At 30.9% G+C, this 17,793-nt stretch carries 12 protein-coding genes and 5 tRNA genes; all 17 read left to right on the forward strand.

Features of this window, described 5'->3' with window-relative positions; all coding sequences use genetic code 4:
* The first annotated feature begins 72 nt into the window (after positions 1–72).
* On the forward strand, positions 73–1,332 hold the full coding sequence (hisS, locus tag H3143_RS00885; protein WP_182078957.1) for a histidine--tRNA ligase: 1,260 nt from the start codon (positions 73–75) through the stop codon (positions 1,330–1,332).
* A 10-nt stretch (positions 1,333–1,342) separates the two neighbouring features.
* Positions 1,343–3,094, forward strand: coding sequence for an aspartate--tRNA ligase (gene aspS / locus H3143_RS00890; RefSeq protein WP_182078958.1), 1,752 nt, complete (start codon positions 1,343–1,345; stop codon positions 3,092–3,094).
* A 10-nt stretch (positions 3,095–3,104) separates the two neighbouring features.
* Complete coding sequence (locus tag H3143_RS00895) at positions 3,105–5,273, forward strand: RelA/SpoT family protein (protein ID WP_182078959.1); 2,169 nt, start codon at positions 3,105–3,107, stop codon at positions 5,271–5,273.
* Between the two features lie 7 nt (positions 5,274–5,280).
* A complete protein-coding gene (locus H3143_RS00900) occupies positions 5,281–6,903 on the forward strand; it encodes a CTP synthase (protein WP_182078960.1) in 1,623 nt (540 codons plus the stop codon).
* A 10-nt stretch (positions 6,904–6,913) separates the two neighbouring features.
* On the forward strand, positions 6,914–9,841 hold the full coding sequence (locus H3143_RS00905) for an MPN396 family protein (protein WP_182078961.1): 2,928 nt from the start codon (positions 6,914–6,916) through the stop codon (positions 9,839–9,841).
* A 7-nt stretch (positions 9,842–9,848) separates the two neighbouring features.
* The gene (gene apt, locus H3143_RS00910; RefSeq protein WP_182078962.1) at positions 9,849–10,385 is read left to right on the forward strand and encodes an adenine phosphoribosyltransferase; all 537 of its coding nucleotides are present in this window, start codon (positions 9,849–9,851) and stop codon (positions 10,383–10,385) included.
* A gap of 85 nt (positions 10,386–10,470) precedes the next feature.
* The gene (locus tag H3143_RS00915) at positions 10,471–11,256 is read left to right on the forward strand and encodes a hypothetical protein (protein ID WP_182078963.1); all 786 of its coding nucleotides are present in this window, start codon (positions 10,471–10,473) and stop codon (positions 11,254–11,256) included.
* A 60-nt stretch (positions 11,257–11,316) separates the two neighbouring features.
* Positions 11,317–11,847, forward strand: coding sequence for an MG319/MPN454 family protein (locus tag H3143_RS00920; protein ID WP_182078964.1), 531 nt, complete (start codon positions 11,317–11,319; stop codon positions 11,845–11,847).
* Between the two features lie 33 nt (positions 11,848–11,880).
* Entirely contained in the window at positions 11,881–12,360 is a 480-nt protein-coding gene (gene greA / locus H3143_RS00925) for a transcription elongation factor GreA (protein WP_182078965.1), read from the forward strand.
* Positions 12,361–12,451: 91 nt separating this feature from the next.
* Positions 12,452–12,537: transfer RNA gene (locus H3143_RS00930), tRNA-Tyr, on the forward strand.
* Positions 12,538–12,540: 3 nt separating this feature from the next.
* Positions 12,541–12,615, forward strand: a tRNA-Gln gene (locus H3143_RS00935).
* A gap of 5 nt (positions 12,616–12,620) precedes the next feature.
* Positions 12,621–12,695: transfer RNA gene (locus tag H3143_RS00940), tRNA-Lys, on the forward strand.
* A 9-nt stretch (positions 12,696–12,704) separates the two neighbouring features.
* Positions 12,705–12,790: transfer RNA gene (locus H3143_RS00945), tRNA-Leu, on the forward strand.
* Between the two features lie 4 nt (positions 12,791–12,794).
* A tRNA-Gly gene (locus tag H3143_RS00950) sits at positions 12,795–12,868 on the forward strand.
* Between the two features lie 453 nt (positions 12,869–13,321).
* Positions 13,322–14,782, forward strand: coding sequence for an APC family permease (locus tag H3143_RS00955; RefSeq protein WP_182078966.1), 1,461 nt, complete (start codon positions 13,322–13,324; stop codon positions 14,780–14,782).
* A gap of 105 nt (positions 14,783–14,887) precedes the next feature.
* Positions 14,888–15,361, forward strand: a complete 474-nt coding sequence (locus tag H3143_RS00960) for a ferritin-like domain-containing protein (protein WP_182078967.1) — start codon at positions 14,888–14,890, stop codon at positions 15,359–15,361.
* A 328-nt stretch (positions 15,362–15,689) separates the two neighbouring features.
* Positions 15,690–17,783, forward strand: coding sequence for an FIVAR domain-containing protein (locus H3143_RS00965; protein ID WP_182078968.1), 2,094 nt, complete (start codon positions 15,690–15,692; stop codon positions 17,781–17,783).
* Positions 17,784–17,793: the final 10 nt, after the last annotated feature.

The following is a 17,793-nucleotide window of genomic DNA, read 5'->3' on the forward strand; positions in this document are numbered from 1 at the left end:
ATTGAACTAAATAGTAATTTAGTTCTTTTTTTTATAATTATAAAAACCTACTGTGGTTATATCTTTAGATCAATGAGTAATAAACAGATAAATGCTGTTAGAGGAACAACTGATTGGTTTGATAACGAGATGATTTTATTTAATGCGATAAGTAATAAAATCATAACGTTATCAAATCTATTTACTTATCAACGAATTAAAACACCAGTTTTTGAACATGCTGAGTTATTTAGTCGTAATCTAGAACATTCTGATATTGTTAAAAAAGAGTTGTACCAATTCGTTGATCGATCTGATCGTAAACTAGCTTTACGACCAGAAGGAACTGCTAGTATTATTCGAGCAGTTAATGAGCATAAATTGTTAGATCAAAAACCTTTACCATTAAAGCTTTATTATCTTGAACCGATGTTTAGATACGAACGCCCTCAAAAAGGAAGAATGCGTGAGTTTTATCAGTATGGGATTGAGTTTGTTGGTGAATTAGATCAACTAGATTATGTGCAAACAATTTTGTTTGCAAAAAAGATCTTAGACAGTTTTAATTTTGATTGTGTGCTAAATCTTAATTGATTGGGAAACTTTGATTCACGTAAACGATGAGTAGATGAATTAAATAAGTATTTTAATCAATACAAAGATCAATTAAGTGAACTATCTGTTTCACGATTAAACTCTTATGGAGTGTTAAGAATTCTAGATGATAAAAATGAGATTAAAAAGGATTTTGTTAAATCAGCTCCAACAATTGATCAGTTTATTTCATCTGAAGAACAAGAACAATTTAAACAATTATTAAAACAACTTGATGAGTTGGGAATTAAATACGAATTTAATCCAACACTTGTAAGAGGGCTTGATTATTATTCTGAATTAGTTTTTGAGTTTATTGTAGCTAACAACGATCAAGCTCAAAGTACGTTGATTGGTGGTGGTTGTTATCAAAACTTGATTGAAGAACTAACCAATAAACCACTTAAAGCAATTGGCTTTGCTTTAAGTATTGAACGGTTTATTAGTTATCTAGATGAACAAACCAAACAAGTATTAATTAACCAAGATCAAAAACCTAGATACTTATTAATTAATTTAGCAACTGATAAACAGTTAGATACACTTAAGTTATCTCAAGAACTAATTGATCATAACTATCAAGTTTATTATCATCACAAACTCAATAAACTTGATAAGGCAATTAAGTATGCTTTAAGAGCTAACTATACTCATCTCATCATTATGGGTAATGATGAATGAAATAATCAAACAATGACAATTAAAGATTTAACTAGCCAAACCCAACAAACTATTAAATACAAGGACTTTATTAAATAACTATACTGATATGCTAAAACCACTAGACTTTACTAATCGCAAACCAATTATTGAATTAAAAAATGATTCATTACTCAACCAAGATGTCGAAATCGTTGGTTGAGTAAAAAACGTTCGGAAGTTAGGTAACTTTAACTTCATTGAAGCGGCTGATAAATCAGGTTTAATCCAAGTATTTGATAAAGCTAATGAGTATGCCAACTTATCAAGAGAAGATTTAGTTTTTATTAAAGGCAAGTTGCAGCTTAAAAAAGCTGCTAATCCAAATCTTGAACTTGGAGATCGTGAACTGTTAATTAATCAATTAACAGTGATTTCAAAATCTAAAACTCCACCATTTTTAATTGAAGATGAAACCGACGCACTTGAAGAAGTTAGATTAAAATATCGTTATCTTGATCTAAGAAGACCGGTGTTGCAAAAAAATATGAAGCTTCGTTCAGATTTTTTTCTGACCGTAAGAAACTTCTTAGCCAAGCAAAACTTCATTGAGATTGAAACTCCGATCTTATCTAAAACAACTCCTGAAGGTGCAAGGGACTACGTAGTGCCTTCAAGACTTGGTCCTAATATGTTTTATGCTCTGCCCCAATCAGCTCAGATCTATAAACAACTATTAATGATCAGCGGGTTTGAACGATATTTTCAAATCTCTCGATGTTTTAGAGATGAAGATTTAAGAAAAGACCGTCAACCTGAACATGTTCAGATTGATATGGAAGTTTCATTCATGTCGAAGGAACAGTTCTTTAATTTAATCGAAGAAATGTTTATTCATATCTTTGATCAATTAATGAATGTTAAGATTGAACCAAACTTCATGAGAATGAAGTTTGATGATGCGATGAACAGATATGGAACTGACAAACCTGACCTACGATTTGGGTGTGAACTAATCGATGTCAGTTCCGCTTTCATCAACCACGATTTTAGTGTTTTCAAAAACTTTGCATCTAAAAACCGACTTAAAGCAATCGTTTTAGATGAAATATTAATTTCATCTAAAGAACATAAAGTTCTAGAAAAATATGCTAAGGATAACTATGCTAAAGCATTAAGTTGATTTAGTTATGAAAACAACCAAATCGTTGATGGTTCGATCAAACGATTTATTAATCTTGATGATCTAAAAAACCTAAGTTTATTAGATAAAAAAGGAACAATCTTTTTTGTAGGTGATGATAATCTTGATGTGATTAATAAATCACTGGGTGCTGTAAGAAATCAACTTAATGAGTTGTATCAATTAGCTAATGAAGATGAATACAAATTCTTATGAATTGTTGATTGACCATTATATGAATGAGATGATAAAACTAATTCTTATCAATCAGCTCATAATCTATTTACAGCACCAGATGAAAAGTATTTAACAACTTTTAATCAAGATAAAGCTAATGCTAAAGCAGCTTCATATGATTTAGTACTAAATGGGTTTGAACTAGGTAGTGGAGCAATTAGAATTACAAATCCATCACTTCAAAAAGAAGTAATGAGTTCATTAGGTTTATCTGAAGAAGAAGCGAATGATAAGTTTGGTTTCTTATTAGATGCTTATAACTACGGAGCTCCCCAACACTGTGGGATTGGACTTGGTTCAGATCGATTGTTAATGATCTTAACCAAGTCTAAATCAATCAGAGACGTGATTGCTTTTCCTAAAAACAACCAAGGATATGATCTGATGAACAATTCACCATCTGAAGCTATCAACCAAGAATTCTTGGATGAATTGTATTTAGAGATCAAAGACAAAAAATAACAACAAGATCATGGATTTTCAATCAGTTAATAACCGCTTAGAAGATTTTAAACAGATCTTGATTAAGAATAATTATTCTGAAGCAAGTATCAAGAAGTTTTTATCTGCTTATGAGTTTGCTAAATTCTGACACGGAGAACAAAAACGTAAGAGTGGTGAACCTTACATCATCCATCCATTAGAAACCTCGATTAAATTAGTGGAATGAAGGATGGATGATGATACGATCATTGCTGGGTTATTACATGATTTATTAGAAGATACCAATGTTGATAAACGTTTGATTTCATCAACGTTTAATAATAATGTGCTCGATCTTGTTAAAGCAGTTACTAAGATCTCATCTGAAGCCAAGAAAAACCGCGAAGGTTTATTATTACATAAAAACGAACTAGATTACACGATTCGGGTTTTTAGTTCGATCTCAAGAGATTTAAGACCGATTATTATCAAGATTGCTGATCGGTTTCATAACCTATCAACAATCCAATATCTTAAAAGTGATCGCCAAAAGATAATTGCTCAAGAAACGTTTGATATCTACGCGCAAATTGCCGGACGATTGGGGATGTATTGGATTAAAACCCAATTACTTGATCTTACTTTTAAGATCATCAATCCAATTGCATTTGATGATACGCAATCATTAATTAATGCGCATAAACTAATTAATTCTTTAAAATGAATTAGTTTTGAACAACAGATCAAAAAGATCTTAGATGGTAACCATCTTAATTACGAACTAACTTCAAGAATTAAGAGTGTTTATTCAACTTATCAAAAATTACTTTATCGTCATAATAGTCAAAACATCAAGAATGTTCATGATATTTATGCATTAAGAATCATCGTTGAAAACGAATTTGATGTTTATCAAGTCCTAGGACTTGTACATTTGAACTTTAAATATATTCCTAGATTATTTAAGGATTATATTTGTGCTCCTAAAAATAATTTATATCAATCAATCCACACAACTGTCTTAGTTGATGGGACATTAATTGAAGTTCAGATACGAACCAAAAATATGGATCGTAATTCTAATCTAGGACTAGCGTCTCACTGAGCTTATAAATTAAATATTGACATCAGTGAAACTGATGAATATAAGACTGAAGTATTAAATCGATTTCAAGTTGATATCTTTAATGAAAAACGAGCTAGAGATCTAACTTTAATTAAAGATCTAACTAAAGGATCTTTAATTGATGTGTTGGTATCTAATAACAATAAGAACTATTCATTATCATCTTCAGTTACTGCACTTGAATTAGCTTATCGGGTTGATCCTAAACAGTTTATCTTTTTAGATAAGATCAGATGTTCAAATGACAACATCTTATTTGATAAGATCCTAGAAGATGGAGACGTTGTAAGTTTTGAATACAGCAACGAGATCAAGATTAATGAGAGTTGGTTAAAACGAATTAAAAACCCCGCGATTAAAAAAGAATTAATCGCGATTATTGAACAATTAAATCAGTATGAAGATTCTGAAAAAGAGTTCTTAGATAAGTTAAGAAAATATCTTAAGAAGAATATTATTTCAAATAATGAGGTTCTAGAACGCGTTAAGATCTTAGGGTTTAAACGATTAAGTGATTACATTAAATATGTAAGTAAGGTTAACTTTAAAGACAATGAACCTTATGAATATTTTTCTAAAAACTTTAATTGGAAAAAGATTCTTAAAAAACTAAAGGTACACAAACCCAAGTGGTTGTTTCTTAATTCTTATTTTAAAGAGATCCCTGGAATTAATTTTGCAAGTATCAAGATCAGTAATTGTTGTTCAATCTTACCTTATATTCCTTCAGCAGGATTGATTCAAAAAAACATTCTTAATGTTCATTCACCAAATTGCAAGAACATTAAGAAGTTAAGCAATGAAAAGATTATTGCACTTAATTGAAGTGAAGAAAAGTTAGCAGCTCGTCCAAGGTTGTTTAGAAGTTTTGTTAAACTTCAAGGGGCTTGGAGCGGAAATGTTGTCAATGATATCTTATTAATAATTATTAATAATAATGCCAAACTCTTCTCACTTAATGTCAATAAAGATAAGAAGACAAACACATTTGTAGCTGATCTTGGAATCTACGTCCAAGATATGCGACATCTAAATTTCATTATGGATGAAATTACCCTAAAAGATATGTCGTTTAATTGAAACTTATTATAATTAATGAATGATTACTAAAAAGACTAAATTTATCTTTGTTTCTGGAGGAGTTTATTCTTCAGTCGGTAAGGGGTTGATTGTTGCATCGATCGCCAGTATTTTCAAACACCAAAACTTTAAGATTAATATCTTAAAGTTAGATCCTTATCTGAATGTTGATTCAGGCACGATGTCACCATATGAACATGGTGAGGTGTTTGTCACATCAGATGGAACAGAGACTGATTTAGATCTAGGTTATTACGAACGTTTTTTAGTTCAAGATTTAAACTCTCGTTCATCAATCACATCAGGTAAAGTTTATTTTAGTGTGATTGATAAAGAACGTAAGGGTGAGTATTTGGGTAAAACGGTTCAATTAATTCCCCATGTAACAAATGAAATTAAAAGACGGATCGCACTAGCTGCAGTTGATGAAAACAATGAACCTTATGATTTAGTTTTTTGTGAGATCGGTGGTACGATTGGTGATTTAGAATCATTACCTTTTATTGAAGCAATCAAACAGATTATTCGTGAAAACGAAAAGCATGATACAGCATTTATTCATGTCGTGCCAATCATCAGCTTATCTAATAGTGAACAAAAAACTAAACCGTTACAACATTCTTTAAAAGAATTAAACAATCTTGGCATTAATCCTGATTTTTTAGTAATTAGATCTAAAGACGCTTTAGATATAAAAACCAAGTTAAAGATAGCTAATGCAACCTATTTAGATAAAGATCATATCTTTAATTCGGTTGATTTAAATAATACTTACTATTTACCAGATTATTTAAATCAACAAAAGATTCATGAAAAGATCGCTAACAAGTTGCAGATCGCAATCGATTCAAGTATTAAGTTATCTGCATGAAATGATCTAGTTAATAAGATTAATAATCAAGATAATGTAGTTAGAAAGATTGCCATCATTGGTAAATACACCCAATTTAAAGATGCTTATCTTTCTTTAATTGAATCAATCAATTTAGCTGGTTATCATAATAACGTTAAGTTAGATATTAATTGAATTGAATCATCATCATATGATGATGCATCTTTAGATGAGATTGTCAACAAACTTAAAGATGTTCACGGGATCATCGTTCCTGGTGGGTTTGGTTCTAGAGGTGTTGAAGGTAAGATTAAGTTTATTCAAGTAGCAAGAACCAAAAAGATTCCATTCTTAGGAATCTGTCTAGGAATGCAGTTAGCATGTGTTGAGTATGCTAGAAATGTTCTGGGAATGACAAACGCTAATTCACTCGAGTTTAATGAATCAACTCCTTATCTGATCTTTAAATTAATGAATCCTAATGATCATAACTATGGTGGTAGTTTAAGATTAGGTGATTATTTAGTTGATTTAAAAGATGCAACCCTAACTAAAGCAATTTATCAACAAGATAATATTAAAAGAAGACACCGTCATCGTTATGAATTTAATAATGATTATCTAGATAAATTTGATGACGGTGAATTTGTTATTTCAGGTATATATAAAAAAGAAAACTTGGTTGAAACAATCGAATTAAAGAATCATCCGTTCTTTGTTGGATGTCAATATCACCCAGAGTTTTCTTCGAAAATAACCGCTGCTGAAGCGTTGTTTGATTCGCTAGTTAAAAAAATCAAAGTGCTATAATTTATTAGTTATGAAAATAAGTTTTGACTATCTATTAAAAAGCTTTATCATCTTTGTTCTATTGGTCTTATCGATCGTTGGGATCACTTTTGGTAGTATAAAAACTGCAGAGTTAACGCCCAAAGGTCGTTTTTATAATGGTGATATTAATACGACAATCTATTTTTCACCATATGAAATGAAGACTGAAGACAATCAAAATAATGCGGTTGAATTAAACCAAACTTTTGATTTTAGTCAGCCTAGAAATGTTGATCAAACTGAATTAATTCCCCAACAAGCTTGAACTAATTTAGCTAATAGTTATAGTCAAAAATTATTTGCCTTAGGGTTTTCTGAAATCAATGTTGCTTTTAAAGATAACGTTCCCTTACCAGCTAATAATAAAGTTGATCCTTCTTGATTAAATAGTAATAATACGTTACCGGCATTGGAGATTTCAGTTAATAAAACACTTGAAAAAACACCTAATGAACGTGAACGAATCTTTGATGAAAGATTAAAAAGAACGATTCAAACTACACTTAATAATCAGTACAGTTTAAGTCTTGAAACTACTGATGGTTATGTTTTATTAGATAATAATGAGATCATCAAAGATTCGATTCGAGTAATCCAACCAAGTGCAACAAGTGTTAACTCTGGATTAACGTTTGAAGTGAAATTAAAGAATAATCAGAAGTTTGCTTCAAATTCTGATAATAGTAACCAAGTTTTAGAATACTTTAATAGTCTGATTCCGATGACTTCAGACTATTTCACTTCAAACGGTCAAGGTAGTGTTGAAGATATAAGAAACCGTTTATTCGTTTCAAATGATACGACTAATGTTTTGGGGAATCGAAACCTAGTATTATGAAACGACAAATTAGGTGCATTAAACTATGTTAGAAGTATCTTTAATGTGGTACAAAACTCTAACCAATGGTTCGCACTTAGTAATACTGAACAAGCACTATGAAACTTCTTACATGCTACTGGTGGATATGAACCTAGTGCTAGTGCAAAGAATTTAGTTGCACCATTTAAATCAGCTAATGATATCCAACTAAATGATCTTTATTATATTTATGCTGAACCAAAAGCTTATGTAGCAGCTTCAGCTGATGCTAAAGATAAACCAGAAGAGATCACAACCCCTCAAGGTTCAAGAAATATTAGAAGTTCAACACCAACTGATTTTAGTGGGTTATTCTCGCCATTCATTCTATATGAATTAAGAACAACTACCGTTGAAGGTTCTGAATCACAACTATTAAATAATTTATTTCCAACTAATATCACCATTAATAATAATGGTGATGCAGTATTAAGTCTTACTCAAAGACTTAATACATCTGCTACTTATGTTAACTTTGATTTTAACCAAGCTAATAGTTTAGCAACCTTAATCAAACAAAGTAGTCCTAATCATGAGTTTTATGTTGTTGATAATAGTTCAACGATTAATCAACCGTTGATTAATAAAACAAACATTAATCTAACTCAGTACCAATCAGGGTTCTTGGCTGTTGGAATTATCTTATTAGTTCTATCGTTAATCATGATTGCTGGGTTTAAGATTCAAGGATTCTTTGGAATCTTTGGATTAATCTTATCAAGCGTTATCACCTTCTTAATCTATTCAAGATTTAACGCGTTTGTTGATCTATTTAGTTTTGTTGGTTTAATTGGAGTGATTATCTTTAACTTCTTAGTTCAATTATTTATTAACTTAAATTTCAAGCGTAATGTAAGTAATAAGATTTCAATCCTAGAGTCGTGAAGATCTACCCATAATAAGACGTTCTTAAAAGCTGTTGATCTTTACTTGATCTTATTGGTAATCGGCTTATTCATGTCGTTTATTTCGAAATATGAATCACAATCAATTGGAATCTTATTGATTGTTTCAAGTCTAATTGGGTTTAGTCTCAATTATGGATTAACTGTCTTATTAGTTAAGATCTTTAATTCGATTAATAATTTCTCACCTAAGTTTTACTTATACAAACACACTTATAGAAATCTTGATTCAATCTCTGGTAACTTATCAAAAGATGCAATGGCATTTAATGATCTAGTAATCACGATTGATGAACAAGTCGATAAAACATTTAGTAAGCACTATAAATACCAAATCATGAACAAACGTTCATTAATTGCTTTATTACTATTTGTTGCGCTAATTGGATTAGGTGCTTTTGCACTATCTAATTTAACTAACCGTACATTCTTTATTAATAGTGATAGTTTATATGATTCATTAAATACGATCCTAATTGCATTAGGATCAACAACACTAATTGGTTTAGTTTACTTCTTATTAAGATATCAATGAATTGTCATCATTGGATATATCTCGCATGCATTAGTTAACTTTGCTGTTATATTAGGTGTATTATTCTTATCTAGAAATATCGTTAGTAGTGAATTTGGTTATCTATTCTTATTAATCAGCTTATTTAGTTATATTTATTCTTTAGCTAACTTTGTTTTTGTAACAACTAACCTATATACTTACTTCAACTTACAAGAGATTTATCAACCTGATTCAGTTAAAAAGATTGTTAATAACTCTACTGTTACAACAATTGATCTATACGTATATTCAGTAGTAATCTCAACCCTAGCTTATTTCATCTTCTATGGTTTAAACTATGGTGGTGGGGGATTAAATTTAACCAACGAGTTTAATACCCAACTAGTTTACTTTGGAGCGTTTAGCTTATTTAACGTTTTATTAATTAACATTAATGCGATCTTCTTACTTAACCCATTAATTGGGTTATTGATGATTAAAAAATCTAATACCAACTCGATTTATTGATCTAAAGTTTCACTTAAAACTAAACAAGAAGAAAAGAATCTAGATCTTGTTGATGAACAACTAGTTGATGGAATCAACTTACATAAACGTGCAACTAGAGTTGTCTATAATGAACCTAAGAACTCATAATTAAAATATGAAAACTGAACTTATTAATCGATTAAAAAAAGCAATTGTCACAGTACCAGATTTTCCTAAACCTGGAATCTTGTTTTATGATATTACACCAATCTTATTAGATCCAGAACTATTTGATCAAGTGATCAATGTGATGGCTGAAGTGGCTAAAAAATCTAATGCTGATATGATTGCTTCTCCAGAATCTCGTGGATTCTTATTTGGGGTGCCATTAGCAAACAAACTTAAATTGCCATTTGTTTTGGTAAGAAAACAAAACAAATTACCACGAGCTACTTTTAGTGCTTCTTATGATCTTGAGTATGGTAAGAATAACGTGATTGAGATCCATCAAGATGCGATCAAACCTAATTCAAAGGTAATGATCGTTGATGATTTATTAGCAACTGCAGGTACAGTTGATGCAATCTCAAAACTTGTCAAGCAAGCTAGGTCTGAAGTTGTTTCATATAGTTTTTTAATCCACCTAAAAGATCTTGGTGGCATTAAAAAACTAGACCAAACTAAACCAATCGATTACATCCTAGAATACTAGATTAGCTTATTATTCTAGAACAGATCAAAAATTATAGTAATAAATAATTTACTATAATAATAAGAATAATTACAAGAGACAAAATATGTTTAACAAACAGTTTATATCAAACTCCTTCTTACAACAAGAAGCTGGTTTTGTTAAGAAAGCGTTCTTAAAATCCCATCTATATGCTGGGATTGCTTTCTTATTATCTTTTTTTGCAGCACTAATTATTACCACAGTTGCTCAAAGAACGGGACTAAATAACTCACTTGGATTTTTAGTTGCTTCAAGTGTTAGTTTAGTTGCTGGCTTTTTAATCGTAATCTTCTCATCGTTTTGATTAAGCGTTCATCGTTCAATGGGTACATTAATTAGCACCTATGTAATTACATGAGCACTTCTTACCTTTGGTTTAAGTGGGGTATTATTATCAGTTGGTCAATATAATGATATCCAAGGTTTGCAAGGACTAGACTTTACCCAAATTAATACTGCACTATTAATTGTTGGTGTTGTATATATTGTTACTTCATTCTTAGGTTATAAGATGAGTAACAAAGCTGGGTTTAGATTAAGTAAATTCTTGTTTGTATTATTTATTGTTAGTACAGCCCTGATCATAATAATGAATATTGTATTCATTTTTGCATTTAATCAAGGTGTCTTTAGTCTTTATTTCTTAATCATCACAATCGTAAGTCTTGTCTTTTCAGTATTATCATTAATCTTGTCATCATTTATGACAAGAAAGATTGCTGAATCAATCCAATTAAGTGATAACGAACAATTAATTAATAATTTTATTGCTTACACTTCATTCATTCTATTCTTTAGATTATTCATTCTATTCATTGATATCTTAAGATTAATGAGTTTTAGAAGATAGCAAAATAATCTTTGATTATTTAATCCAAGATAATATAATTTAGTGGAATATAGATTATTTATGAGCGATACCAAACCACCACTTCTACAGCGATTTTTAGTGAGTTTAGCTTTCTTTATCTTCTTTTTAGTATTACTATTTGGCTTTATTTATTTATTTTTTAGCTTCTTGTGATACGATAAAGAATTTAATCCAGCAAAGCTGTATAACAATTTTTTCTCAGAACAAGCACTAAGCTGATTTAGACGAGATAATAGTTTTGAATGGGGAAGTGCTAGTTATCGTCAGTTTGCAACGATGTTACCAGACCCAAACAGTCCATTTGGTAAGATCAAAAACTTCATCCCGGTTTTGTATAACTCTGACAGTTTTTTAGGAACTGATAATAACCAACTAAAAGCAGGATTTTTTGGTTATTTCATTCCGATCGGAATGAGTTTTGTCAGCTCATTAGTAATTAGTCTAATCATTTATGCGATCGTTAAAGCAATCATTCGCTCATTTGTTAAGAATAATGAAAGAAAAAAACGATTAAAACAAAGACAAGCAGCACAAGCTAGAGCACAACAAGAAGTTTATCCTAATGCTTAGTTAGATAAATAGAGATATTAAGAAAAATTAATTATGGCAAAAACAAAAAAACACTTATTAACCCAAGAAGGTTTAAAGAAATTACAAGCTGAATTACGTTCGTTAGTAGATGTTAAGCGTAAAGAAGTAATTAAATTAATTCAAGAAGCGCGTGAACAAGGTGACCTATCTGAAAACGCAGATTATGATTCAGCTAAAGCGACTCAAAGTGAGATTGAAAGCAGAATTACTGAAATTCAAGATATCTTAAATCACTATGAGATCATCAAAGAAGTTGATACAAAAAACAAACGCGTAATTGTTGGGGCTAAAGTAACAATCCACGATCATTCAGATGAATGTAATTATACGTATGAGATTGTGGGTCCAATTGAAAGTGATCCAGCTGAAAATAAGATCTCACACGAATCTCCAGTAGCTAAAGCAATCATGGATAAAAAAGAAGGTGAATCGGCTGAAGTGATCGGGATTGAACACCCTTATAAAGTGACAATCAAAAAGATTGTTTTATAGATTAAATTACCAAGCTAAAAAATTTATTAAATCCATAAAGTTCTAATCAAAGTTTTCTTAATTTTTATGTTATAATTTTATGGGTAATAACGGGTAGGTAGCGAAGTGGCTAAACGCTTCTGACTGTAAATCAGACACCTTTTGGTTTCGGCGGTTCGAATCCGTCCCTGCCCACCATATTGGAATGTAGCCAAGCGGAAAGGCAATAGACTTTGACTCTATCATGCGATGGTTCGATCCCATCCATTCCAGCCATTTATGACTCACTAGCTCAGCGGTAGAGCATTTGACTTTTAATCAAAGGGTCCCGGGTTCGATCCCCGGGTGGGTCACCATTTTTTATCGCCCAAGTGACGGAATGGTAGACGTACAGGACTTAAAATCCTGGGGTAGCGATACCGTGCCGGTTCAAGTCCGGCTTTGGGCACCATTAAGCGGGTGTAGTTCAATGGTAGAACTGCAGCCTTCCAAGCTGTTAATGTGGGTTCGATTCCCATCACCCGCTCCATTATTGAATCATTTTATGGTCACTGTTAAAATAATTCAATAATTGATATTCATAAAAATCCTAAAAATTCAGCACTAAAGTCGGGTGCTGATTTTTTTATGTTTCTAAAGAAATTTATGGTTTTTATTTTTGATTTAAGGTTAAAAATCTTTAATAAATAGGTTGGGGTTTAACGTATAGACTTCTTGATATAGATTGCTATAGCGTAATTTTACACGTACATAAACCATTGAAATTTGAAATAAATTAAGCATCGATTTTGTAATTAATTCAACTACACAAACTTCATGAATTTAGGTATAAAAATAACCAAAATTTTCTTATATTTGTTAGTTATTTCGGACAATTAATTGCATTTAAATAGATGTTAAAGTAGAACAAGCGTAATTTTTCCCACTTTCGTGAGTTTTTGCATATAATGTTTTTAATGACTAAAAATATTTAATAACTTTTATGAATAAAAAAACGTTTACTAACAAAAAAGCATTTAGTGATAGGACGTTCGCGTTATTAACAATTAACTACATTGTTGGTTTTGGTTTTATTGCTACAATTGCTGGTGTTGTTAATCTTGGATACTGAGCGCTATTAATCTTATTTATTAATACGTTTATTGCAACAGCAACTGCGCTTGCTTTTTCAAGATTGATCAGTGCGTTTCCTAATGAAACAGGTGGATCAATCTCATTTGCTAAAAAAACTAATTATAAGTTTTTAACTGCTTTAACTGGTTTTCACCAGTATGTTCAAGTGCCATTGTTTTCAGCGACTGGTCCGTTGTTCTTAGTGCAAATTGCTAGAGTATTTACTCAAGATGAAACACATCTTTGAATTGTTCGGGGGGTTTCAATTCTTTTTTACATTGGTTTAATTCTGATCGTATTTTTAAGAGTAAAAATATCTAAATGATTCATTTTTGCTACAGCAATCATTAAATGAATCACACTTGGAATTGGTTTTATTGGTTTAGTTATTTTAGTAGCTAGAGAAAACTCTAACCTTGTTGAAAACTTTAATAATGTTAAGAATGTTAATGCTTACCTGATCTTTTCAACAATCATCTTCTTCATGTTTGCTTACGGAGGGGTGGAAACAACTCCTAATCTTGCTAAAGATGTACAGTTTAAGAAGTTTTCTAAAGCTTTAATTATCTCAATCGTATTAATTGCTTTTTTCTATACGATCGCTTACATTTTATTCTTAAATATCAAACCAGATTCAATTAAAGACGGATTTATTCAAGTTTATCGCAGTGTAATGGGATTAACTGGTGTAGGAATCTTTATCATTTACTTGTTGTTCTATAATATCTCAAGTACGATGACTAGTACACTAGCAAACCCTAAAGTATTAGTAGGATTTGCTCAAATTGGTCTTTTACCAAAAGCACTAACTAAAACTAATCGTTTTAACCAACATCAAAATGCGATCATAACTAATACTGTAATAATTATCGTATTTATGATCTTCTTTACGTTGTTACCAGCGATTGCTAAACTCAATACCCCATTTTTTAGTGAAGTAATTAATATGGGGACGATTGCTTTCTTATTACAATATCTTTTAACGTTTGTTACGATCTTCATTTTGGTTAAACAAAAGAAGATGCCTAATATCAAATGATATGAGTTAGCATTCTATGGTCTAGCGGGATTATTTATTGTTGTTCCATCAATAATCTACTTATTCCCATTCTTAGTGGGAGAACAATGAACAATTAATAATACGATTGTGATCTCTGTTTATGCATTCTTCTTTGCTGTATTCTTAACTTACTTCTTTGTAGCCAAATATAAAAATAGAATTAATTTAGATGCTAAATTAGAAGAACCACAAGAAGAAAAAGTAGAAGAAAACAAAGTTGATGTAAATCAATTAAATCCAAACTTAAATGAAAATAAAGGTACGGTATAGTACCTTTATTTTTTTATTAGAGTTGATCTTGATTTAGTTTTGTGGGATTATAGCACAACCTAGCCACATGATAAAATAATAACTACATAAAAGGGGTTAAATATTATGCAAAAAAATATTGATGATTTATTGACTTTACAAGCTTCATTGCTTGTATTAGAAAATAAAGCTAGAAACTTTCATTGAAGTATTAGAGGTCATGATTTCTTTCCAATTCATGAAGAGTTAGGTAAACTTTATGAAGAAACTACTAAGAAAGTTGATTTAGTGGCTGAAAAGATCGTAATGTTAAATGGTTATACTAATGGTAGTTATGAAATGACTTTAGAAAAGTCATTAATTAGTAAAGATGTTTCTATGTGTGTTGGTAATAGTGCGATCTTACCTTCATCTAAAGAACTATTTAAAATATTACAAAACGATCTTAAAACTATCTTAGAGTTTGTTGGTAAGATGGAAAATGTTTCTTTCCGTGTTCAACCAATCTTAGATGAGATCATCTTATTCTTAGATATGTGATTGTGAAAGGTTAGTAAGTCTTTAGAGCTTAATTCTTCATGTAGTTGTCAGGGACATTAAAGTTTTAGACTAATTAAACTTAGAGAAAAGAAAAATCTTGTTATTGAATAACAAGATTTTTTATTTGTTTGTATGAGGGTTTGTTTGAGTTAGGAGTTATCGGTGCTTAGATAATATGAGTGCCTTGGTTATTGCATAAGAACTAAAAATATACAAAACCCTTATTTTCTAGAAGAAGAAGAAGAAGAAGAAGAAGAAGAAGAAGCACCTATACGGCTCGGGATTTTGCTAGGTCGGTGAAAATCAAACCGATTTATTACTTATTGAACTTTATATATCTGTTCTTGATGTAGATTCTAGTTTAAATCTTTCATCAAGTTAACTTTAAGTGAAAAGAAAGAACATTTTAAAGTTTGTTAGTTTATTAGGTATTGGTTCATTTGTAATGTTAGCAGCAGCGAGTTGTTCTCAAGCAACTAACGCGACACAAAATCCAAGATCTGCTACTCCAAATGATGGAAACACTAATCCAAGCAGTGGTCAAGGAATGGTGGATGCAGCTGCTAGAGAATTAAGTGTTGCTAAAGCTTCTTTAACAACGTTAGTTGATTCCGAGTCTAAAACTACTGAACTTTATACAGATTATGCAAAGATTCAAAAGACTTTGAAAGAAGCGTTCGCAACTGCTAGAGCAGTTCTTGGTAAATCCGATTCAACAACACAAAGCCTTAATGATGCTAAATCAACTTTAGATTCAGCTATTTCTGATGCTGAAAAACAAAAAACAGATTTTGATGAAAAGAATGGAGATTTAGTAAAAGCTTATACTAGTTTGAAAGATGCGTTAGCAAAAGAAACAACTCTTTTGGAATCTGTAGAAGGTCCTAATTACGAAGCAATCAAAAACAATCTAGTTACATTATACGCACAAGCTAGACCTATCGTTGAAACTACTTTAATTCCTATCACTGGAGAATCTCCTAAAGTAGATGATGTAACTAAAGTTAGTATGACTCTTGCTAATGCAGTAATGAGAAATAATGCTTGAAAACTAAATGCCGATAATTTAGTTAGTAGTTTTGTTAAAAGAACTTTAGCTAAAAAAGATTTAACAGCTGGAGCTAATCAAACAAACACTATGCCTCAACCAGGTAACTATAGTTTTGTAGCTTATAGTGTTAATATCGGAACAGACGATGCTAAAACAGGTTCAAGTAATAGTAATAATAACACTACACCTAACTGAAACTTCGCACAAAGAGTAGTTTGAACTGCACCTGATAGTGGAGCTACTGTAACACCAATATCTAATACTGAAGAAAACTCTAAACCTTTAACAGATGTTTCATGAATTTATAGTTTAACTGGAGCTGAAGCTAAATATAAATTAACAATTCCTTACTTTGGGGTTTCTAAGAATGCTTACTTATATTTCCCTTATAAGTTAGTTAATATGAATGACCAAGTAGCTCTTCAATATAAATTGAATGAAGAGGATGCTAAAGTTGTTGAGTTTGGAATGATGAATTCAGAGCCTTCTGGAGCTTCAGGACCTTCAGCTGGAAGAGGAGATTCTGAAACAGGTATCGTTAAACCTTCAGGGTCAGAAGAAACAGGTGCTGATCAAACTATGGCTTCAACTCCTATAAGAAACGCAACTCCAACAGTTGATGACATTAAGATCTATAAAATCGAATTAAAAGATTTAAAGTTTGGTCTTAATACTGTTGAATTCAGTGTTCCAATGAATGGTGAAGATAACATGATGAAAGTAGCTCCAATGATTGGTAATATGTATATTACTTCATCTAATGCTAAAGCTAATGAAGATAAAATTTATGCTGATCTATTTGGAAACAGTTATAACCAAGAAAATAGTTCAACAGCTGTTACTGTTGATCTATTAAAAGGTTATAGTTTGGCTGCTAGCTATAATACATACATTCGTCAATTTACTAATTTAAAAACTGAAAATCCTGTATATTTAGTTGGATTAATCGGGGATGGTGTACCACGATTTACAGAGATAAATAAAACTGATCCAACAAAGTTAGCAAACAACACAACTACTCCAAATACAAATGGTGAAAGAAGAACATTTACTATCTACGTAAATGCTCCACAAGCTGGTGAATATTCTATTAGTGGATCATATATTTCGTCAAGTAGTGAAATGAGATCTATAAAATTTTCAGCAGGTGATATGACTACTACTACCAATAATTCTGTAACAGTTAGTTTTAAACAAGCTAAAGAGAATTTCACTTCATTAGAAACGTTCAATACAGCTGATGAAGCTACCATGACTACTACAAGTGGTGATATGAAAAAAACATTAAATCTTAAAGAAGGTCTTAACAAGGTAGTTATTACTAAAGGTAGCGTTGATGGTACTCCTTTCATAGGCAATTTAACATTTACTTTAATGAATAGTGCATCAAACAGCAATTCTCAAGGTGTTGGTGCTGATAAAGAAAATTAGTAAAAATCCA

Origin of the sequence: Mycoplasma tullyi (genome assembly GCF_014068355.1) — a bacterium.
Taxonomy (GTDB): Bacteria; Bacillota_I; Bacilli_A; order Mycoplasmatales; family Mycoplasmoidaceae; genus Mycoplasmoides; species Mycoplasmoides tullyi.